The 21,271-nt window shown below is 66.9% G+C and carries 19 protein-coding genes; 13 read left to right on the top strand and 6 right to left on the bottom strand.

Translation table 11 applies throughout. The annotated features are described in order from the left end of the window. The first annotated feature begins 48 nt into the window (after positions 1-48). On the top strand, positions 49-1,608 hold the full coding sequence (locus tag FFS20_RS15310) for an FAD-dependent oxidoreductase (RefSeq protein WP_137826686.1): 1,560 nt from the start codon (positions 49-51) through the stop codon (positions 1,606-1,608). A 32-nt stretch (positions 1,609-1,640) separates the two neighbouring features. Continuing rightward, positions 1,641-3,197 (top strand): aldehyde dehydrogenase (NADP(+)), encoded by a 1,557-nt coding sequence (locus FFS20_RS15315; protein WP_137826687.1) that lies wholly within the window; start codon positions 1,641-1,643, stop codon positions 3,195-3,197. A 91-nt stretch (positions 3,198-3,288) separates the two neighbouring features. Here the strand turns inward: FFS20_RS15315 and FFS20_RS18535 are convergent, their stop codons facing one another. Further along, on the bottom strand, positions 3,289-4,077 hold the full coding sequence (locus FFS20_RS18535) for a pyridoxamine 5'-phosphate oxidase family protein (protein ID WP_137826688.1): 789 nt from the start codon (positions 4,075-4,077) through the stop codon (positions 3,289-3,291). Positions 4,078-4,277: 200 nt separating this feature from the next. Here FFS20_RS18535 and FFS20_RS15325 point away from each other — a divergent pair, with 200 nt between their 5' ends. The 3 genes from FFS20_RS15325 (at position 4,278) to ykgO (ending at position 6,696) form a co-directional block, all read left to right on the top strand. Further along, the gene (locus FFS20_RS15325; RefSeq protein WP_137826689.1) at positions 4,278-4,604 is read left to right on the top strand and encodes a rhodanese-like domain-containing protein; all 327 of its coding nucleotides are present in this window, start codon (positions 4,278-4,280) and stop codon (positions 4,602-4,604) included. A 140-nt stretch (positions 4,605-4,744) separates the two neighbouring features. Then, the gene (pgm, locus tag FFS20_RS15330) at positions 4,745-6,385 is read left to right on the top strand and encodes a phosphoglucomutase (alpha-D-glucose-1,6-bisphosphate-dependent) (RefSeq protein ID WP_137826690.1); all 1,641 of its coding nucleotides are present in this window, start codon (positions 4,745-4,747) and stop codon (positions 6,383-6,385) included. A gap of 188 nt (positions 6,386-6,573) precedes the next feature. Beyond that, positions 6,574-6,696: a type B 50S ribosomal protein L36 gene (ykgO, locus tag FFS20_RS15335; protein ID WP_131248590.1), complete on the top strand. Its 123-nt coding sequence runs from the start codon at positions 6,574-6,576 to the stop codon at positions 6,694-6,696. Positions 6,697-6,907: 211 nt separating this feature from the next. Here the strand turns inward: ykgO and FFS20_RS15340 are convergent, their stop codons facing one another. Beyond that, the gene (locus FFS20_RS15340) at positions 6,908-7,321 is read right to left on the bottom strand and encodes a helix-turn-helix domain-containing protein (RefSeq protein WP_198500410.1); all 414 of its coding nucleotides are present in this window, start codon (positions 7,319-7,321) and stop codon (positions 6,908-6,910) included. A gap of 195 nt (positions 7,322-7,516) precedes the next feature. Here FFS20_RS15340 and FFS20_RS15345 point away from each other — a divergent pair, with 195 nt between their 5' ends. Next, positions 7,517-7,882 (top strand): DoxX family protein, encoded by a 366-nt coding sequence (locus FFS20_RS15345; protein WP_137826691.1) that lies wholly within the window; start codon positions 7,517-7,519, stop codon positions 7,880-7,882. A 5-nt stretch (positions 7,883-7,887) separates the two neighbouring features. Next, complete coding sequence (locus FFS20_RS15350) at positions 7,888-9,384, top strand: MDR family MFS transporter (protein ID WP_137826692.1); 1,497 nt, start codon at positions 7,888-7,890, stop codon at positions 9,382-9,384. 132 nt (positions 9,385-9,516) lie between these two features. On the opposite strand, the gene FFS20_RS15355 is transcribed toward FFS20_RS15350, so the two are convergent. Next, positions 9,517-10,563: an LCP family protein gene (locus FFS20_RS15355; protein WP_137826693.1), complete on the bottom strand. Its 1,047-nt coding sequence runs from the start codon at positions 10,561-10,563 to the stop codon at positions 9,517-9,519. 296 nt (positions 10,564-10,859) lie between these two features. Here FFS20_RS15355 and FFS20_RS15360 point away from each other — a divergent pair, with 296 nt between their 5' ends. Beyond that, positions 10,860-12,098 (top strand): MFS transporter, encoded by a 1,239-nt coding sequence (locus FFS20_RS15360; RefSeq protein WP_171007109.1) that lies wholly within the window; start codon positions 10,860-10,862, stop codon positions 12,096-12,098. An 8-nt stretch (positions 12,099-12,106) separates the two neighbouring features. Here FFS20_RS15360 and FFS20_RS15365 read toward each other — a convergent pair whose 3' ends face one another. Next, complete coding sequence (locus FFS20_RS15365) at positions 12,107-12,859, bottom strand: IclR family transcriptional regulator (RefSeq protein WP_137826694.1); 753 nt, start codon at positions 12,857-12,859, stop codon at positions 12,107-12,109. Between the two features lie 336 nt (positions 12,860-13,195). Between FFS20_RS15365 and FFS20_RS15370 the strand changes: the two genes are divergently transcribed. From FFS20_RS15370 to FFS20_RS15390, 5 genes are all read left to right on the top strand, one after another. Beyond that, positions 13,196-14,698 (top strand): sulfatase-like hydrolase/transferase, encoded by a 1,503-nt coding sequence (locus tag FFS20_RS15370; RefSeq protein WP_171007110.1) that lies wholly within the window; start codon positions 13,196-13,198, stop codon positions 14,696-14,698. Between the two features lie 101 nt (positions 14,699-14,799). Beyond that, the gene (locus tag FFS20_RS15375; protein ID WP_137826696.1) at positions 14,800-16,296 is read left to right on the top strand and encodes an MFS transporter; all 1,497 of its coding nucleotides are present in this window, start codon (positions 14,800-14,802) and stop codon (positions 16,294-16,296) included. 410 nt (positions 16,297-16,706) lie between these two features. Beyond that, positions 16,707-17,507, top strand: a complete 801-nt coding sequence (locus FFS20_RS15380; RefSeq protein ID WP_137826697.1) for a hypothetical protein — start codon at positions 16,707-16,709, stop codon at positions 17,505-17,507. A 203-nt stretch (positions 17,508-17,710) separates the two neighbouring features. Then, the gene (locus tag FFS20_RS15385; protein WP_137826698.1) at positions 17,711-17,998 is read left to right on the top strand and encodes a hypothetical protein; all 288 of its coding nucleotides are present in this window, start codon (positions 17,711-17,713) and stop codon (positions 17,996-17,998) included. Then, positions 17,998-18,546, top strand: coding sequence for a hypothetical protein (locus FFS20_RS15390; protein ID WP_137826699.1), 549 nt, complete (start codon positions 17,998-18,000; stop codon positions 18,544-18,546). Before FFS20_RS15385 ends, FFS20_RS15390 begins: the two co-directional genes overlap by 1 nt. A gap of 38 nt (positions 18,547-18,584) precedes the next feature. On the opposite strand, the gene FFS20_RS15395 is transcribed toward FFS20_RS15390, so the two are convergent. Together FFS20_RS15395 and FFS20_RS15400 are read right to left on the bottom strand one after the other, a co-directional pair. Then, positions 18,585-19,265 carry a response regulator gene (locus FFS20_RS15395; RefSeq protein WP_137826700.1) on the bottom strand — a complete coding sequence of 227 codons (681 nt, stop codon included), beginning with the start codon at positions 19,263-19,265 and terminating at the stop codon, positions 18,585-18,587. After that, the coding region (locus tag FFS20_RS15400) for a DUF4118 domain-containing protein (protein ID WP_212743357.1) at positions 19,262-21,271 on the bottom strand (2,010 nt) is incomplete at its 5' end. The genes FFS20_RS15395 and FFS20_RS15400, both read right to left, overlap by 4 nt.

Below are 21,271 nucleotides of genomic sequence, written 5' to 3' on the forward strand. Positions count from 1 at the left end.
GGCGGGAGCCCATGAGACCGGTGGGGCGGCTGTCGGAGGCGAGCGCTCATGAGTGTCCCGACCGTCGACCTCGTCATCATCGGCGCAGGTCCCGCCGGCCTCGCCGCCGCCGAGGCCGCACTCCATGAGCTCGCCGCGGAACCGCGCTTCGTCTCGACCCGACGCAGTGCGGGAGCGGGTCAGCGTGGGGACGGTTCAGGCCCGCGCATCGTCGTCATCGATTCCGCTGACCAGCCCGGCGGCCAGTTCTGGCGCCACCGCACGGAGACCGCCGGCACCGACGACGGTCGCCTTCACCACGGATGGGACGACTACCTCGCCCTGCGGGCCGGGTTCGATGCGGGCATCGCCGCTGGCATCATCGACTATCGGCCGGCCACCTCGGTGTGGATGGTCGAGGCACCACCCGACCGGACACGCGCCGGGTTCACCGTCTGCACGACCCCGAGCCACGGCCCCACCGCCTCGGAGCCCGGCGACCGGTCCCCCGTTCTGCACGCCCGCCGCCTCATCATCGCCACCGGCGGCTACGACCGGCAGCTGCCGATCCCCGGGTGGGATCTGCCCGGAGTCATGGCCGCCGGCGGCATCCAGGGGTTCGCGAAGCAGAACGGGATGCTGCCGGGTTCGCGCTTCGTCATCGCCGGCACCGGACCGTTCCTCCTGCCCGTCGCCGCGAACATCACCGACCTCGGCGGCGACGTCGCCGCCGTCCTCGAATCCTCGTCCCTCACCGGCTGGCTGGCTCACGCCCACCGGGCGGCCGGGGTCCCCGCCAAAGCGCTCGAGGGAGCCGAGTACGCGTGGGCCTTCCTCCGCCACCGCATCCCCTATCGGACGCGCACGGTCGTCACCGAGATCCTCGGCGACGGCCGGGTCGAGGCGGTGACCACGGCTCGGATCGACCGCCTCGGCGCGGTCGTCCCCGGCACCGAGGCGACGCTTGAGAACATCGACGCTGTCGGTCTGGGCTGGGGGTTCACTCCGCAGCTCGAGCTGCCGGTCGCGCTCGGGGCGCGCACTCGCGTCGACGTCGACGGCTCGCTCGTCGCCGTCGTCGACGAGTCCCAGCGGTCGTCGGTGCCCGGGCTCTTCCTCGCCGGTGAGGTCACCGGGGTCGGGGGTGCCGTGCTCGCCGCGGCCGAGGGGCGCCTCGCCGGTGCCCAGGCCGCCGCCGAGATCACCGGTGCGTCCCCCGATGACCGGACCGCGGCTCACCCGCGGGCGTTCGACCGGACCGCGACGAGGCGGACGATCGCCCGGCACCGTGCGTTCGCCGAGGCGATGCATCGCGCCCACCCCGTGCCGCCGGGCTGGACGGACCGGCTCACCCCGGAGACGATCGTGTGCCGGTGCGAGGAGGTGCCGGCCGCGACCATCGCCGAGGCGAGCACCACCCTCGAAGCCGACGACGCCAGGGCGCAGAAGAACATGACCCGCGCGGGCATGGGCTGGTGCCAGGGACGCGAATGCGGATTCGCCGTCACGTGCCTCGCCACGGGTGCTCCCGACCGCGCCGAATCCTCGTCCCTGCACGCCTCCCTCGCCCAGACGATGAAGAGACCCGTCGCCCAACCCGTGCCGCTCTCGACGTTCTTCGACCTGTGACCGCCACCGGCACTCAGCACGAAAGGATCACCATGACCACCGACACCACCACTGCCACCTCGGCGCCCGGCTCGTCACGCCCCACCGCCTCGGCGCTCTCCCCCGACCTCGAGAGGATCGTCGCCGCCGCGGCAGCCGCCGCTCCGGCCTTCGCCGCGACCGCACCGGCCGACCGGGCCGACGCCCTCACCGCCGTGGCCGACGCCCTCGAGGCCGCGCGGGACACGCTCGTGCCGATCGCGATGCGCGAGACCGGTCTGAGCGAAGCACGGCTGACCGGCGAACTCACCCGCACCGCCGTGCAACTGCGGATGTTCGCTGCGACCCTGCGCGAGGGCGCGTACGTCGACGCCCGGATCGACCCGGCCGATGATGCGTTCGCCCTCGGTGCGCGCCCTGATGTGCGCCGCGTCCACGTCCCCGTCGGGCCTGTCCTCAACTTCGCCGCCTCGAACTTCCCGTTCGCGTTCTCCGTCGCCGGGGGTGATTCGGCTGCGGCGCTGGCCGCCGGCTGCCCGCTCATCGTCAAGGCCCATTCCGGGCACCCGGAGCTCTCCGACGCCACCGCCGCAGTCGTCGACGGGGCCCTGACGGCCGCGGGCATGCCCGCCGGGGTCTTCGCGCTCATCCACGGTCAGGAGGCCGGCACCGCCGTGCTCGAGGACGAGCGGATCAAGGCGGGATCGTTCACCGGGTCGATCCGCGCCGGGCGTCTCCTCGCCGACATCGCGGCGGCCCGGCCCACTCCGATTCCGTTCTTCGGTGAGCTCGGCAGCGTCAATCCCGTCTTCGTCACCGAGGCGGCCCTCACCGAAGCGGGACCCGACATCGCCGCCGGGTACGTCACGAGCGTGTCCGGTTCGGCCGGTCAGCTGTGCACGAAACCCGGCTTCCTCTTCGCCCCGCCCGACCACGGACTCGACGAGGACATCGCGACCGCTGCCGGCGCCGTCGAGGAGCACCGCCTGCTCAATCCGGGGATCGCCCGCGGCTTCGCAGAGCGGCGGGACGCCATCCTCGCTGTCCCGGGCGTCCGGGTCATCGCCGAGGGCGGACTGCGCATCGATGACGACGGTCAGGGCTGGGCGCGTCCGACGCTCGTCGCACTCTCCCTCGAGGACTTCCGCGCGCACCGTGAGGCGCTCCTCGATGAGGCGTTCGGGCCGCTGTCGATCATCGTCGAGGTGCCCGCCGGGACGTCCTACGCCGAACTCGTGCCCGAGTTCTTCGCCGGCAATCTCACCGCGACCCTCCACCTCAGCACCGCGGAGACGGCGGGTGAGACGGAGGATCAGGGCCGCCTCGGCGAGCTGGTCGATGCGGTCTCCCGGCAGGTGGGACGTGTCCTCTTCGGCGGCTGGCCGACGGGGGTGGCGGTGACACCGGCGATGCAGCACGGTGGGCCGTGGCCGGCGACGACGAACGATGCGTCGACCTCGGTCGGGTCGGCGGCGATCCAGCGGTTCCTCCGCCCGGTCGCGTTCCAGAACGCTCCGGCGGCGTTCCTGCCCGCCGCCCTCCAGGACGCGAACCCGCTCGGCCTCCCGCAGGCCGTGTCACCGGCGGGTGCGTCGACGACCTGGGGCTGAGCGGACAGACGCCACGGGCGCTTCCCGGTGTCGGACAGCGCCCGTGGCGGTCGGCAGGGTCACAGCCCAGCCGGGTCACAGCTCAGCCGGGTCACAGCTCGGTCGTCGAGCTGCCTCCCTCGGGCTGCTGACGGGTGACCTTGGCCTTGATCATCTCGACGAGGGCGGAGACCTTCCCGCCGGTCGCACCCCAGTGTTGCGCGGACTCGCCGTTGACGCGGATGAGCCCGAGGTTGGGGTCATTGCGACCGCCGTCGAACCATGCCGCGGCATCGTCGTTCCACAGGTGGTCGATCTTCGCCTGACTGTCGACGAACTCGACGGTGCCGGCGACCGAGAGCCAGTTCCCGGACTCGGCGACGGCGAGGTTGACGTTCGGGTTGCCCTGCAGGGCGATCGCCTGGTCGCCGTCGAGGCCGATGAAGAACCAGACGTCGGCATCGTCGGTGACCTGCTGCGGGACCATCGGGTGGGAGAGCAGCGTGCCGTCGGCGAGGGCGGTCGTGAGCATCACCCATTTCGCGTCGCTGAGGATCTTCACGACGTCCTGCTGGTGGAGGTCGCCCTCCCGGTGCGTCTGGTGACGGCGGGGTGCGTTCGCCGAGGCGGCCGCCGCGTCGGCGTCGACCTCGGCGAATTCGACGGTGGCGGACTCGTCGATCGCGGTGTGCGAGCCGTCGGGGTTGCGGTAGAGGGTGAAGCCCTCGGCGGTGGCGGTCTCCTGGGCGCGGGATTCGACGTCGGCCTCGGTGTAGCCGGTCGTCGCTCCCTGTTCGATGTCGGCGGTGCCGGCGAACTTCTCCGTCGCCCGGTCGAGGCCGGCCGCGGCGTCGCGGGCCTTCTCTTCGCCGCTGCCCTCAGTGTTCGTGTTGCGACTCATCATCGTGTCCCTTCCGAATGCCTGCGCTGACGTGGTGCGGCCATTCTCACACGGACGCGCTTTGAAAACAGCAGCCTTGTCGCAATTGGGAGCGACTTCCAACGTGGGCACCGCGCGCGCTGACCCACGGGACGGTCGACCGCCTCGGCGCCGGTGGGGTCCCGGTGCGAGGCCACCGGCGCAGTCCTACACTGGGAGGCATGAGCGAACCATCTGTCACCGTCACCGAGATTCCCGAAGGCGCCGCGATCATCGACGTGCGCGAGGACGACGAATGGGAAGCCGGGCACATCGACGGCGCGATCCACGTTCCCCTCGGGGAGCTGCCCGAACGGCTCGACGATCTGCCGCTCGATGACGACATGTACATCATCTGCCGCACCGGCGGACGGTCGCTGCGGGCCACGGCCTGGCTCAACCTCAACGGCTTCGACGCGTTCAACGTCGAAGGCGGGATGGGCTCGTGGAGCCTCGACCACGGCAAGCCGATCGTCTCGGAGACCGGGCAGGACCCCTGGGTGAAGTGACCCGCCCTGACCGCCGCCGGTCACAAGGTTCCTGACCATCCCCTGTGGGCTCCCGTCGAACATGGCCCGGCAGCGTCCACGATGCAAGAACTCGGGTGTCCTGACTGTGACCGATCAGCGGTGTTTGGCAAGGTAGGGGTATGACTACTCGCGCCGGCCAGCTGGCCCAGGACAGGGACCTCATCGATGTCCCCGCACTGCTCGACTCGTACTACGACCTTGTCCCGGATCCTGCGGTTCCCGCCCAGGCCGTGAGCTTCGGAACCTCGGGACACCGGGGTTCGAGCTTCAACCGCGCGTTCAACGAAGCCCACATCGCCGCGATCACCGCGGCGATCGTCGACTACCGCAAGGACCACGGCGTGCGCGGGCCGATCTTCCTCGGCCGCGACACCCATGCGCTGAGCGAACCCGCGTTCCTCACCGTGCTCGAGGTCCTCGCCGCCGCCGGAGTCACCGCGCTCATCGACGAACGCGACGGGTACACGCCCACACCCGCAGTCTCCCACGCGATCCTCGGCTACAACGCCGGGAAGTCGCGCACCGACGCGCAGGCCGACGGCATCATCATCACCCCCAGCCACAATCCCCCGGCCGACGGCGGCATCAAATACAACCCGCCCCACGGCGGACCGGCCGGCACCGAGGCGACGAAGTGGATCGCCGACCGCGCCAACGCCTACCTCGAGGCCGGGTGGGAGAAGATCCCGCGCACGAGCTTCCAGCGGGCCTTCCACCTCGAGAACACGGAGAACTTCGACTTCATCTCCAACTACGTCGGTGACCTCGAATCGGTCATCGACATGAACGCGATCCGCGACTCCGGGCTGAAGATCGGCGCCGACCCGCTCGGCGGGGCGAGCGTCGACTACTGGGCGGCGATCGCCGAGGACTTCGACCTCAACCTCACCGTCGTCCACCCCGAGCTCGACCCCACATGGTCGTTCATGACGCTCGACTGGGACGAGAACATCCGCATGGACTGCTCCTCGCCCTATGCGATGGCCGGGCTCATCGCCTCCCGCAGCGACTACGACATCGCCACCGGCAACGACGCCGACGCCGACCGCCACGGCATCGTCACCCCCGACGCCGGCCTGATGAACCCCAACCACTACCTCGCCGCGGCCATCGACTACCTCATCGAGAACCGGCCCGACTGGCCGGCGACCGCGGCGATCGGCAAGACGCTCGTCACCTCGTCGATCGTCGACCGCGTCGTCGCCGCCCACGGACGCCGCCTCTTCGAGGTGCCCGTCGGCTTCAAATGGTTCGTCCCCGGCCTCCTCGACTCGAGCCTCGCGTTCGGCGGTGAGGAATCCGCGGGCGCGTCGTTCCTCCGCCGAGGCGGCAAGGTGTGGTCGACGGACAAGGACGGCATCATCCTCGCCCTCCTCGCCTCGGAGATGACGGCGAAGACCGGGCAGACACCCTCGCAGCGCTACGCCGGCCTGGCCGAGAAGTTCGGCACGAGCGCCTACGCCCGGCAGGACGCCCCGGCCACCCGCGAGCAGAAGGCGAAGCTCGGTTCGCTCGACGCCTCCCAGGTCACCGCGTCCTCGATCGCCGGGGAACCGGTCACCTCGGTGCTCACCGCGGCGCCGGGCAACGACGCCCCGATCGGCGGACTCAAGGTGACGACGGACAACGCGTGGTTCGCCGTGCGCCCATCCGGCACCGAGGACGTCTACAAGATCTACGCCGAATCTCTCCAGGGCGAAGACCACCTGCGCACTGTCCAGAACGAGGCACGGACCCTCGTCGACGGCGTGCTCGAATAGGGCCCATCCGGTCGTTCGGCCGTCTCACCTCGCCGAGGTGGGGCGGCTGTTCTCGTGTGGAGTGCGGTGTTGTGGGGCGGGCGGTGTTGCGGGGCGGCTGTTCTCGTTGGGGCCTGGGCTGCGAGGGGTCTCGGAATACAATCGACGTCGTCTCTGTTGATGGAACAAGTCACACAGAGGAGGACACGATGCAGGCCAGGAATTCCCTTCGCTCGATCAAGAAGCAGCCGGGTTCGCAGGTCGTGCGGCGTCGCGGACGCACGTACGTCATCAACAAGCAGAACCCGCGATTCAAGTCGCGTCAGGGCTGAGACCCCGGCGACCGGCGACACGGTGCCGACTCCCACTCAAGGGGGTCGGCACCTTTTTCGTGCGCGACTTTCGACGCCTCACGCGGCTGACCCGCCCAACGGCCGACCCGCGCCAGCCGGGGGCGCCGGTGGTCGCGCCACGGTCGGTCGCCAGCAGGCGTGCCGGTGGTCGTCGCACGGACGGCGGCCACCGCCTCGGCGCGACCGCCGCTCAGTCCGCGTTCGCGTCGTAGTGCTCGCGGTTCGCAGCGATCTCCTCGGTGTGGGTCGAGGCCCACTCGGCGATCGCGAGGACGGCGGGCACGAGCGAGCGCCCGAGCGGTGTCGCCCGATACTCGACGCGCGGCGGGATCTCCGCGAACACCTCGCGTTCGACGAGACCGTCGCGCTCGAGCTGCCGCAGCGTCTGGGTGAGCATCCGCGCCGAGATCCCGTTCGTCATCGACTTGAGCTCGGTGAACCGTCGGGGGCCGTCCTGCAGCATGCCGATGAGCATCATCGACCACTTGTCGCCGACGCGCGCGAGGATCGACCGGAAGATCTCCGGATCGGCGGCCGGCCCCGAGCACATCGACTGCATCCGCGGCTCGTGACCCGTCGCTGCCGGCCTGCTGAGCGATTCCATGTCCCTCTCCTCTCCTCGACCGGTCCCTGCCGGTCGACCGACGCCCTGACTCACCTGCGCATCACCTCTGATCAGGGCCAATGGTTACATCCATGTGCCTCGGTGACGTTGCTGTGCGTGCCGGTCCGTCGGGAATAATTACCGTTGGTATCTAGGTTATCACCAGTAACTAAAGACAGAACGAAAGGGGCATCAATGCTCGCTCTCTCCATCATCACGTGGGTCCTCTCCGGCCTCGTCGCCGTCCTCTTCCTCATGGCCGGCACGATGAAGGTCCTCAAACCGCACAACGCCGACAAGCCGATGCCCACCCTCTTCGACTACACCGAGGGACAGGTCCGCCTCCTCGGCGTCGCCGAGATCGCGGGCGCCATCGGGCTCATCCTCCCCGCCCTGACCGGGATCCTCCCGTGGCTCACCGTGGTCGCCGGCCTCGGTCTTGCCTCAATCCAATTCCTCGCGATCTTCGCGCACCGCCGCCACAACGAGAACTTCACCATGAACATCATCGTCATGGTCATGGCCCTCATCGTCGTCGTGCTGCGCCTGGCTGGAGTCTGATGCACATGACCAAGACCACCGACACCGCCGAGGCGGCTGCGCGCTCCGATGCACAGCCGACCACCGGCGGCACCGGGGTGATCTGGCTGCTCCTCGGCGCCGCCTTCGTCACCCTGCTCAATGAGACGGTCATGGGCGTGGCGATCCCGCACCTCGTCACCGACCTCGGCGTCACGCTCAACGTCGCCCAGTGGACGACGACCGCGTTCATGCTGACGATGGCCGTCGTCATCCCGACGACCGGCTACCTCCTCAAGCGGCTGACGACACGACAGGTCTTCCTCCTGGCGATGAGCCTCTTCACCGCCGGCACCCTGCTCGGTGCGCTCGCGCCCGAGTTCTCCGTGCTCATCGTCGCCCGCGTCATACAGGCCTCGGGCACGGCGATGATGATGCCGCTGCTCATGACGACGATCATGACGGTCGTACCCGAACACGCGCGCGGCCGCTTCATGGGTCGGATCACCATCGTCATGGCCGTCGCTCCGGCGCTCGGCCCGACCCTGTCCGGGTTCATCCTCAGCACGCTCACCTGGCATTTCCTCTTCTGGATCATCCTGCCGGTGGCGATCGCGATGATGATCATCGGTGCCCTGCGCCTGCGCAACATCGGCGAGCAGAGCCATTCGCCGCTCGACTGGCCGTCACTGCCGCTGTCGGCCCTCGGCTTCGGCGGACTCGTCTACGGCTTCAGCACGCTCGGCAGCGGTTCGCCCGAGACGATTCCGCAGGCACTCGCCGCACTGGCCGTCGGCGTCCTCGGCCTCGGCCTCTTCATCTGGCGCCAGCTCGTCCTCCAGCGCGGTGACCGCGCCCTGCTCGACCTGCGGGTCTTCCAGTCCCGGTCGTTCTCCCTCGCCGTGGGGCTCGTCGTCGTCATGATGGCCGCGATGTTCGGCTCGATCATCCTCCTGCCGATCTACCTGCAGAACGTCCTCCAGCTCGACTCGGTGACGACGGGCATGATGCTCCTGCCCGGCGGTCTCGCGATGGGCCTGGCAGCCCCGTTCGTCGGTCGGCTCTTCGACCGCTACGGACCGCGTCCGCTCGTCATCCCGGGCGCCCTCATCGCCAGCGCGGTGCTGTGGTCGCTCACCCAGCTGAACGAGACGAGTCCGGCCTGGTTCGTCCTCCTCGGACACATGGGCCTCTCGCTCGGCGTCGCGATGATGATGACCCCGCTGCTCACCTCGGCGCTGGGGTCGCTGAGCCCGCAGCTCTACTCGCACGGTTCCGCGACCGTCGGCGCGATCCAGCAGGTCGCCGGCGCGATCGGCACGGCACTGTTCATCACAGTGCTCAGCCTCGGCACGGTCGCCGCCGCGGGCGGCGGCGCCACCCCGGTGGTCGCCCAGGCTGACGGCGTCTCGACGGCGTTCTTCGCCGGCGCGGTGCTCTCGCTCGTCGCCGTCGTCGGCAGCTGGTTCGTCAAGAACCCGGCGCCGCGGCCGGCGCCGGCGTCGACGGAAGCTCCGGAAGCTCCGGCAACGACGGACGCCTGACCGAGGCCCCGCCTCGGCGAGGCTGAGCGCACACCCGCGGCACACAGCAGAACCCCGCCCCAGGATCACCTGGGACGGGGTTCTGCTGTCACTGCGCGTCGACGGCCCGGATTGGACCGCCTCGGCGAGGGATCAGAGGTGCGCTTCGGGAGCGTTCTTCACATAGTCGGCCAGGGTGTCGTTCTTGAACGCGTCCTGGACCTTCTTCAGCTCGTCCTGGTCGACGTTGATGATCGACTGTCCGTCCGACGACCGGCCGACACCGGCGGTCGGGGCGGTGAAGAACTCGATGTCGCTGGGGCGGACGTCGCGCATCGCGAACGCCGTCGAGGAGATGTACTGGGCGTTGAGACCCGAATCGACGTACATGTACGGCGCGAACTCGGTGATCATGTTCTGGATCTTCTGCGGATTCGACAGGGTGTCGGCGGAGATGAGCTCGCTGATGAGGCCCTTGATGAACGCCTGCTGATTGCGCGCGCGCTGGAAGTCGCCGTCCTTGAACGACTTGCGCTCCCGGACGAAGGTGAGCGCCTCATCGCCGTTGAGCGTGTTCTCGCCCTTTGTAAACGTGTAGCCGTTCTGCGTGAACGCCTGCTCGGAGTTCACCGTCACCCCACCGAGGCTGTCGGTGAGCCCCTTGAAGCCCTCGAAGTCGATGATCGCGACGTGGTCGATCGGGGTGCCGATGAAATCGGAGACCGTCGAGACCGCGAGCGGCAGTCCGCCGTAGGAGAGCGCGGCGTTGATCTTCGCCTTGCCGTGGCCCTCGATGTCGACCCAGCTGTCACGCGGGATCGACATGATCTGGACGTTCGCACCGTCCGCCGGCAGGTGCATGACCATGATCGAGTCCGACCGCAGGCCCTGCGAGGAGTTGACGTCGACGTTCTTCATCGGCTCGTCGGAGCCGAGCAGCAGGATGTTCGTCCCGCCGTCCTCCTTGTCCCCGTCGGGCCGCTGCGTGCCGAAGACCTGCTCGTCGGTGAGCTGGTTGGCGTTGTCGTTGAACGACCGTCCGACGTTCCACAGGTAGACGCCGACGCCGAGGACGCCGAGGACGACGACGACGAGCACGCCGACGAGCACCTTGCGCCAGACGCGCTTCTTCTTGCGGCGGGGACGTTGGGGTTCGTCGTTCTGCTGGTCGAAGATGTCGTCGAACGAGCTGTTGGTCATCTGCACTCCGGGTGGGGTCGGGGCGGCGCTAGCCGGCAGGAGAGGTGGGCAATCCCGCCTATTGTATAGGCCTGTAGTGACCCGTCGATGACCTCGCCGGCCCCTCCCACCCCTGGTGAGACAGGGCACCCTGCCGACCCGAGCACACCGGCGAATGCCCGGACGAGCACTGTGACAAGCGCCGGGAGGGGCATCGCGCCGGGGATCGCGAGGTCACTGAGGCGATCGTCGTGACTTCGCGCTCATTCGACGGATTCCGCAGTTGCAACGGCTGAGACCGCAGATAGACTTCTCTGATGTTCAAAAACTATCGGGAAATCCTCGCGCTTCCCGGTGCCCTCAGATTCTCGATGGCAGGTCTGGTTGCGCGAATGCCGATCGCCGTGCTCGGCCTCGGAATCGTCCTCTTCATCCAGGGTGTGACGGGATCGTACGGACTGGCCGGCATCGTCGCCGCCGTCTACATGATCGTCCAAGCCCTGACCGGCCCCGTGATCGCGCGCCTCGTCGACCGTCGCGGGCAGGCGACGGTCATGGTGCCCATCGTCGTCACCCACCTCATCGCCCTGAGCCTCCTCATCGTCTCCGTCTACCTCGACTGGTGGGTCGGACTGACGTTCGTCTTCGCGGGCATCGGCGGCGCCACCGTCGGCTCGGTCGGCTCCCTCGTCCGCTCGCGCTGGTCCCATCTCGTCACTTCGCCCCGGCAGCTGCAGACCGCGTTCTCGTGGGAATCCGTCGCCGACGAACTCCTCTTCGTCTCCGGCCCCGTCATCGCCACGATCCTCGCCACCGCCGTGTGGCCGCCGGCCGGCATCATCCTCTCGATGATCACCGCCGGCATCGGCTCGGTCCTCCTCTACATCCAGAAGTCGACCGAACCCCCGCCCATCGAACGCTCCACCGAGGCCAAGGGCCACGTGTTCTCCAACCCGGGGATCTTCACGATCATCATCGTCAACGTCTTCCTCGGCGTGAACTTCGGCGCGATCGACGTCATCGCCGTCGCATTCTCCGACGAACAGGGCGTCAAGGAGCTCGCCGGCTTCCTCCTCAGCGCCTTCGCCCTCGGCTCGCTCATCTCCGGCGCCGTCTACGGGGCGATGAGCTGGAAGTCCCAGACCCACCACCGCTTCGGCGTCACCGTGTCCCTGCTGGCGATCGGCACGTGCACGATGCTCCTGGCCCGGGACATGTTCACCTTCGGGCTCATCCTCTTCATCGTCGGGTTCACGATCGCCCCGAGCCTCGTCGGCGCGAACTCCGTCATCCAGCAGCTCGCCCCGCCGCGACGGCTCACCGAGGCGTTCGCCTGGTTGGGCACCTCGCTCGGCTTCGGCGTCGCGTTCGGTTCGGCGATCGCCGGCAACCTCGTCGACCACTACGGTGCGCATGTCGCGATGCTCCTCCCTGCCGGCTGTGCGGTGCTCGGGGCGATCCTCGCGCTCACGCTCCTCAAACTCCTCAACCCCTCACGGTCGAGCCACGAGGTGCGCATCGAGAAGGACCGCCGCCGCGCCCGCATCGCGGAGTAGGCCCTGCCCTACCCGACGAGGGTGCGGGTGATGCCGATCGCCACGGTCCGCACCGCGGCGTTGAGCTGGGCGACGTTGGCCCGCGAACTCGGCAGCGTCACGGCCACAGCGGCCACGGGCTGGCGGCTGCGGTCGAGGACGGGAGCGGCGAGCGAGAACGTCCCCGTCTCGTGCTCGCCCTGGGAGAGCGCGAATCCCGACTCGCGGATGCGCGCGAACTCGAGGCGCATCTGCTCGGGATCGACGATCGTCGTCGGGCTCAGACGCGGCAGCGGCACCGAGAGCATCTCCTCCTGGACCTCCTCATCGGAGAACGCGACGATCGCTTTGCCGACACCCGTCGTGTGCCAGTGGAGCCTCCTGCCCACGCGCGTCGTCAGGGAGATGCTCGTCGGGCCGCTGAGCTTGACGACGTAGATCGTCTCGTGGCCGTCGCGGATCGCGAAGTGGACGTTCTCCCGCGTCGCCTCGTAGAGGTCCTGGAGGTAGGGCATCGCTCCCTCCTGCAGGCGCGTGATGTCCGGAGCGGCGCAGCCGAGCTCCCACATCTTCATCCCCATCGAATACGCCCCGCCCTGCCCGCGGCGCAGCAGCCCCGCCTCGGCGAGCTCCTTGACGAGGCGGTGCGCCGTCGGCATCGTCAGCCCCGACCTCTCGGCGATCTGCGTGAGCGTCGCCGTGCGATGGAAGCCGTCGAAGCACTCGAGGATGCGGATGATCCGGGACGCCACTGTCTCGCCGGGGCCGGCGGAGTTTCTCATCCCCACAGTGTTTCACTGAATGGAAAAATCGGCCACAGTTCGTCACGAAGGAATCACCGATCTCTGCCGCGACCCGAGCCGTCGCGCATCGCTCGCCTCCCCGGCTTGAGCAGAATCATCGCAGGTCACAGCGCCGATCGATCGATCAGACAGCACAAAGTCTTGTGAAAAGCTTCACTATCTCGGCGATTTCGACTTCCATTCACCGGAACATTACTCTTCCGTCGGGCTGTGACGCAGACCATGCTGGTGTGGTCGCCCGGACGGGCCACTGCACGGAGTCGCCCCCTCAGCGCGGCCCGACTCACTCCGCACCACAGCACGAGGAGCACGCTCATGACGAACCGCCCGAACATCATCCTCATCACCGCAGACAACCAGCCGGCGACGCTGCTCGGCTGCTACGGCAACGAGGACGTCTACACCCCGCACACCGACAAGCTCGCCGCAGGCGGCGTGCGGTATGCGAACGCGTTCTCGACGAACGGGATGTGCTCGCCCGGGCGGGCCTCGATCTTCACCGGCCTCATGCCCTCGGCCCACGGCATCCACAACTGGCTCGACGACCGCTACCTCAAGGTCTGGCCGGAGGACTGGTGCGCGGTCCGCGAGTTCCGCACGCTCGCCTCGGCGCTGTCGGCCAACGACTACCAGACCGCACTGGTGGGCAAGTACCACCTCGGCAACCCGCGCACCCCGATGCCCGGCTTCGACCGCTGGCTCGCCTTCGGCGTCGGCCACACGACGAGCTTCTACGAGAACATGGTCGTCGACGACGGGGTCGAGAAGGAGGTCAACGACCGCCACATCGTCGACTTCTTCACGGAGAAGGCCGTCGACTACCTCGCCGAGGTCGACGCCTCCACCCCGTTCTTCCTCAACGTCAACTACGACGCCCCCTACCTGCTGCCGCCGGCCAACTACGGTCCGGACCCGCGCAACCCCTATTACGCGCGCTTCGAGGGCAAGGACTTCCCGAGCTTCCCCCGCACCGCGATCAGCGATGAGCTCCTCGCCCGCGTCGACGGCCCCGACGATCCGGACAACTTCTACCTCCACCACCTCTACGGCTACCTGCGGATGCACAACGACCCGGCGACGATGGCGAACATCTGCGCCCAGATCTCACTCGTCGACGAGGGCATCGGCCGTCTCATGGAGGCCCTCGAGGCCCGCGGACTCACCGAGGACACCCTCGTCATCGTCACCGCCGACCAGTCGAACCTCTACGGCCAGCACGGCCTGTGGGGTCACACGATGGACACGAATCCCTCGCACCTCTACGACGCCGGACTCCACATCCCGCTCATCTTCTCCCAGCCGGGCTCGCTCAAGGCCGGCACCGTCCACGAGGAGCTGACGAGCCAGTACGACTTCGCGCAGACGATCCTCGACTACGTCGGCCTCGGCGACCTCGAATTCGCCAACAGCCCCGGCCACAGCTTCGCCGAGGCGCTGCGCACCGGAGTCTCCGACCCCGGGCGGGGCGCGGTGTTCTTCGAGCAGGAGGAGTCCCGCGGCATCCGCACGCCCGAGTACTCCTACTGGAAGCGCCTGCCCGGCACCGGCGACGCCGAGCTCTTCGATCTCACCCGCGATCCGGAGCAGAACACCGACGTCTCTAAGGATCCCGCCTATGCCGAGGTCATCGCCTCACTCGATGAGCAGCTCGACACCTTCTTCGCCGAGTACTCCGATCCGCGCTACGACCTGTGGACCGGGGGACGCCCGAAGGGATCGGTGCGCCGCACCGACCTCTACCAGGAGCTCTACGGACCCGACTGGGCTCCTGTCACCGATGAAACGGAGACCTTCGAGGAACTCTCGCCCACCCACTGACACCCCGCCCACCGGCGGGGCGCCGCTCCATCGACCATCCGGCCCCCACCTGGGGCGGGGAGAGACCTTACCGCCCCAGGGCCTGACGATAGGATGCCACCGTGCAACGTCGCACCGCACCACCTCTTGACTTCTCACCGCAGCGAACCGACCGTGCCTTCCGGCTCGGGATCAACGGCTGGTTCGCTCTCACGGCCATCTTCATCTTCATGGTCATCAACTTCGCCGACAAGGCGCTGCTCGGCATCGCCGCGGAGCCGATGAGCCAGGAGCTCGGCCTCAGCCCCACCCAGTACGGCATCATCTCGAGCAGCTTCTTCATCCTCTACAGCATCTCCTCCTTCGTCGTCGGATTCCTCACCATCCGCTTCCCCGCGAAGAGAATCCTCGCAGTGCTCGCGATCATCTGGTCCATCGCCCAGGCGATCATCGTCTCCCCTCTCGCCGGCTATTCGGCGCTCATCCTCACGCGAGTGCTCCTCGGCGCCGGCGAAGGCCCCGCGTACGGCACCGCGAACCATGCCGCGATGCAGTGGTTCCCCAAGCATCGTCGCGGCATGGCCGCCGCGATCGTCGGCGTCGGAGTCCCCGCCGGCACGATGGTCGCAGCCCCCGTCGTCGGGGCCCTCGTCGCCGGCATCGGCTGGCGCGAGACCTTCGGCATCCTCGGTGCCGCCAGCCTCGTCTGGGGCGTCCTGTGGATGCTGTTCGGACGCGAAGGACCGTACCGGTTCGACAAGGCCCAGGCGAGCACCACCGCCGAGGCGACCGATCCCGGCACCGAGGCGATTCGTCCCGATGTCACCGCTGGTCCCGCCCCTGTGCGCTCGGAGGCTGACCCCGACTCCGAGATGACGACGGTCGAGAGGGAATCGGCCGTCGCGGCCGAGTCGGCGGCCGCGGATGCCGATGAGGCTCCCCGGAAGATCGGGTCGACCCTGCTCACCCGGACGTTCATCGGCAGCATCCTCGGCGGTGTCGCCGCGTACTGGCTCACCGTGCTCCTCATCGCGTGGGTGCCCGTGTACCTGACGACGACGAAGGGGTATGGTCCGGCCGAGGTCGGCTGGGCGATCTCCGCCCCATGGGCCGTTCAGATCGTCGTCAACCTCTTCGTCGTCGGCTGGCTGTCCACGTTCCTCATGAAGCGGGGCGTGAGCGCCCGCGTCGCCAGCGGAATCGTCGGCTCCGCGGCGATCACGCTCGCCGGGATCTTCCTCCTGCTGTTTATGCTCTTCGGCTCCGGCTCCTTCGGCATGGTGCTGCTCGCCCTCGCCTTCGGTGTCGGCATGTGCGTCATCCCCGTCGCCCAGGTCCTCATCGGCGAGATCAGCACGCTGCGCCAGCGCGGTGCGATCCTCGGCATCTACACCGGCATCTACTCGCTCACCGGTGTCATCGCCCCGGCGCTCACCGGTGCCGTCGTCGAAGCCTCAGCGGATCCGCTGCAGGGCTATGCGATCATCTTCGGGATCTCCTCGGCGCTGTGCATCGTCGCAGGGATCATCGGGATGCTCATCATCAATCCCGAACGCGACTGGAAGCGCATTCCGCTCAAGTCCGGACAGCGACCGCGGACGGACTTCCACGGTCAGTGAGCGTACGGCCCTCCCCTGATCCCCGGAGAGGGGCGGATGGCCGCCGAGGTGGGGGTGCGGGTGACCACGCCCCCACCTCGGCGCGTTGTCGCTCTTATCGGTGAGAGTGAGACTAATCACCCCTCCGTAGTGTCCCAACAGCAGTTGCGCGCAACCGCCGGCAATCCCATCTGAGCAAGTCGCAGCACGACCTCAAGCTACTTGATCGTGTCCGTGAGCAGCGCGAGCAAAAGGATCCGGTCTCCTCAGCTCAAGGCGACACCGGATTGCTCCGCCCGCGTATGGCAGTTCGCGAGTAAACGCTGAGCAAAATACAAGAAGATCCCGCCGAATCAGCGCTCACAGGCCGATCACGGAGACACACAGTAGTATTGCAAGACTCACCAGACATCACCAAGTAGGATCACACCATGACCACTGCTGACCGAAGCTTCGACAATCCTCCAGTGCGCGCCGTGGAACTTTCAATCTATTTCGATCAGATTCCATTAAGGCTAATTTCTATGGCACCGCTGGTTTCAAAGCTACAGGAAGCTTACCCCGACGCCGCTGAAGAGTTCGCGCGAGTACCTTGGAAAGTGGAGGCGGATGACACTTCCTTCGCAGGGTACATACCTGAAAGCTCGGAGCATTTTCCTTTTCCCTGGCTAACTCTGTCAAATCCGAGCGGTCATTCAGTATCTTTTCAAGACGACAGGATTATACTCCGATGGGAGTTCAATAAGACCGCTCAGTACCCCGGCTATGAGATCTTACGAAACAACCTTCAGTCATTCTTTAATGATTTCAGCGATCACGCTTCAAACGTACTGAACGAGACTATAGTGGTGCGCAAGGTGCGAGGAGAGTACACAAATAGCACCGGGCCTGAGGTTCCCTGGACCGTATCCCAGAAACTCTATTCTCGACACTCCGAAGACGATAATGCCGACTTACTGCCAGGACTACAGGGCGCTAACTCGGGAGGTCTGTTTCATTTTGACGACGACGACCTCGCAACCCACGTTGAGTTCGTCGCAATTTCAGATCGTAGCGAAAGTTCTCTCTCGCTGAGATCTTCGACCTTCTCGACCGAGGAAGCAGAAGACGAAGCAAAGTACGAGGAACTGACGAACTGGGCCATTGCGTTGGACGTCGCACACAAGCGTTTAATAGAATGCTTTGACCAACTCACGACATCGAAACAAAAGTTGAATTGGGGGCAGCGGTGAAAACGCTTAACAAGAAACCAGTGTACTCCCAACCCTTTCGCGAAGTTTTTCCCAGGGGAACTAAGGTCAGAATGGAGGGGGGGAAACAGCTACGCTACCGGAAACCAATAGCCCATGGAGCTTTCAATCGTGCGTTCAGTTTCGCGAAATCTCAATGGTGGAAACTCGAACGAACTGAGAATGAATTCCGAAACGATTTAGAGATGATTCTGAAGGAAACCCTGAACGATCACTCAGCCTACCCGACTATTTTTGCAGACACCGATGGGGGCGCGAGCGCACAGTGGCGCGCCGGGCGCAGTTATCTGGTGATTGAGGTCTCGCCAGAAGGGTTCTCGTTCGTGTACGCAGACCTAAACGGAGCGTTAGTTTTTAATCACGCAACAGCCAACCGCTTGGATACGGAAATTATCAAAACAGCGCTAGAACGGTTTACCGCCGACCTCGAATCCGTAAACCCCAATTGGCGAGATAATTTTGCTAATCTATAATGAACGCCGAATGGATTATAGATGACCCCTCGATACCTGATGATGCTTTTGCCTATCGACGGATCAAGATCGACTCTGACATTCTTCTCGATTCAGCAACCGGAGAACCCACATTAAATATCACCGCATACCGATACAGGGACGACGGCATGAGCGTGTATGTCTCGTCCGCGATGTCGGAATTTGGGGTAACCGATACAGACCTGATCGACTGGAATATCGGACTCGGCCTTGCTCGCTTCAGCGCTTGGACGGTTCGAAAACAGGAGCGAGGCGAACAATTCACTTCAACTCAGGTAACGACCGGCACGGTTCCGCCAGGCGAGGATGTAGAAATTAGAGGGGGAATCATCCTCAGTGAAGCAACGGACTCGATCACGTCAGAGGAAGTGAGGAAGTCTCACGGGCTGATTCGAGTTTCTGAGACACCTCCTGCACGTGCCGTCTGGAACGTTTTTAGAAACAAGCTGATCCAAGGCTCCGCTGCTAAAGTCGCCTTCTTTGGACCGTGGCGCGACGCCAGTGGCGTAAATTCCGACAGTGAGTGAGTTTACAGAACTGTCGACAGCTCCTAAAGCTGAACGATTCACGGGGTGAAGCGGTAGCCGATGCCCATCTGCGTGTGGAGGTACTGGGGCCTGGCGGGGTCGGCTTCGAGTTTGGCCCGCAGCTGGGACATGTAGACGCGCAGGTAACCGCGCTCGGTGCCGAACTCCGGGCCCCACACCTCGGTGAGCAGGGTCTGCGCCTCGACGAGCGCACCCTTGTTTTTGACGAAGACCTCGAGCATCTTCCACTCGATCGGGGTGAGGTGCCTGCCCTCCCCCTCGACCTCGAGGACGTGGGCGGCGAGATCGATGACGACCCGCCCGTCGGCGGTGCGCACCACCCCGGACTCCCCTGTGCGGCCGGTGCGGCGTTCGATCGCGCGCAGGCGGGCGAGCACCTCGCCGAGGGAGAACGGCTTCGTCACGTAGTCGTCGGCACCGGCGTCGAGGGCCGCGATCTTCCCGTGCGAATCGTGGCGGGCGGAGACGACGACGATCGGGACCGTGCTCCAGCGCCGCACCTGCCCGATGAGTTCGATCCCGTCGACGTCGGGCAGCCCGAGGTCGAGGAGGATGACGTCGATCTCCGATTCGCTGAGCACCTCGTTCATCCGGCGGCCGCTGCCGGCGACGGTGACCTCGTGGCCCTTCGCCTGGAGGCCGATGCCCACGGCGGTGGCGATGTCCGCGTCGTCTTCGACGATGAGCACGCGCTTCATCGGGCCTCCTCGGACACACCAGCGGACATGTCGGACTCCGGTGCCTCGGACTCCGGCGCCTCGGGCTCAGATTCTTCAGCCTCCAGTGCCCCGGATTCCGGAGTCTCGGACTCCTGCACGGTCGCCCCGGTGCACGTCGGGAAGGTGAGGACGGCGGTGAAGCCGCCGCCGGGGGTGTGTTCGGCGCTGAGCTCGATGCCCATCGCCCGGCAGAGGCCGAGCGCGACGGCCATGCCGAGCCCCAGTCCCTTCGCATTCGACTCATCGAGCCTGGTGAACGGCGTGAAGATCGTCTCGAGCGCCTCGTCGCTCACCCCCGGTCCGGAGTCGGCGATGCGGAGGTGGACCGCCTCGGCGCCGGTCGAGGCATCGATCGTCAGCGGCGAGCCCTCCCCGTACTTGAGCGAGTTCTCGATGATGTTGACGAGCACGCGCTCGAGGAGCCCGAAGTCGACGTCGACCCACGCCTGCGGATCGATGTCGACGGTGACCTCGGGGCCGGGGTCGCCCTCGGTGCCGACCCCCACCTCGGCGAGGGCGGCGGTGACGAGATCGGACACGGGCACCGGGGACGTCGAGATCCTCACGGCCCCGGACTGGATGCGGCTCATGTCGAGGAGATTGTCGATGAGCTTCTCGAGCCGCAGGGTGCCGTTCTCGATGGTCGCGAGCATGAGCTTCTCGTCGGCGTCGGAGAGGTCGATCTCGTCGAGGAGCAGCGTCGACGTCGCCGCCTTGATCGCCCCGAGCGGGGTGCGCAGGTCGTGGGAGACCGCGGTGAGCAGGGCCGTGCGCACGGCGTTGCCGGCGCTGAGCTCGCGCGCCTCGGACCGGGTCGCGGCGAGCTCGGACTCCGTGAGCACGCGCAGGATCCGGCCCGCATACGCGTCGAGGATCCGCTGTTCGCCGGCGCTGAGCGGCTGGCCGCGGAGGACGAGCGCGGTGTCGTCGTCGAGGTCGACGGTCTCGGTCGCCTCGGCGCGGGTCGTCACCGGGTCCCCCGCCGAGGCGATCGGGGTCCACTCCCCCGCCTCGGTGCGTTCGAGGAGCGCCACCCCGTCGAGGACGAACGTCGCGCGGATGTTCTCGACGATGCCCGCGGGACTGTCGCCCTCGGCGATCATCGACCGGGCGAGTTCGCTGAGCACGGCTCCTTCGTGTTCGGCGGCCTGGGCCTGCCGGGACCGGCGGGCGGCGAGGTCGACGACGGTGGCCACGGCCACGGCGACGGCGACGAAGATGATGAGCGCGATGATGTTCTCGAGCTGCGCGATCGTGAACGACCCGTAGGGCAGGGTGAAGAACCAGTTGATGAGCGCGGTGCCGAGGAGGGCGGTCATGATGGCCGGCCACAGTCCGCCGATGAGGGCGACGATGACGACGACGGTGATGAAGCTGAGGAAGTTCATGCTCAGCGAGGCGGCCCCGGGTCCGAGCGAGATGAACAGGGCGGTGAGTGCGAGCGGGGCGAGCGCCCCGATGACCCAGCCGAGGATCCGGCGGACCTTCGAGAGCGGATTCTCACGGCGGACGTCCCGGCCCGGCCGCCACGTCCGGGCTGCCTGGGCGTGGGTGACCATGTGGACGTCGATGTCCGCGGCAGCACTGATGACCCGGTTGGCAACCCCGGGCCCCGCGATCCGGCCGTACCACGGGGTGCGGGAGACACCGAGGACGATCTGCGAGGCGTTGACGGTGCGGGCGAATTCGATGAGGGCCTTCGCGACGTCGTCGCCGACGACGGTGTGCCACGTCGCGCCGTTCTCCTCAGCGAGTTCGCGGGCGCGCAGCAGATCGGGGGCCGCCCCAGACCGGGTGCCGTCGGGTTCGATGACGTGGACGACGAGGAGTTCGCGGCCGGCCACCCGCCCGGCGATGCGCAGCCCCCGGCGGAGTGGGGTGTGACACTTCTCGTAGACAGTCGTTACCAGGAAGGCACGACAGGGAATCATGTCTACGAATCGCAGGACGTTCACGCCGGAGTTCAAAGCCGACGCGGTCCAGTT

Origin of the sequence: Brevibacterium sp. 2SA, from assembly GCF_005502845.1 — a bacterium.
Lineage (GTDB): Bacteria > Actinomycetota > Actinomycetes > Actinomycetales > Brevibacteriaceae > Brevibacterium.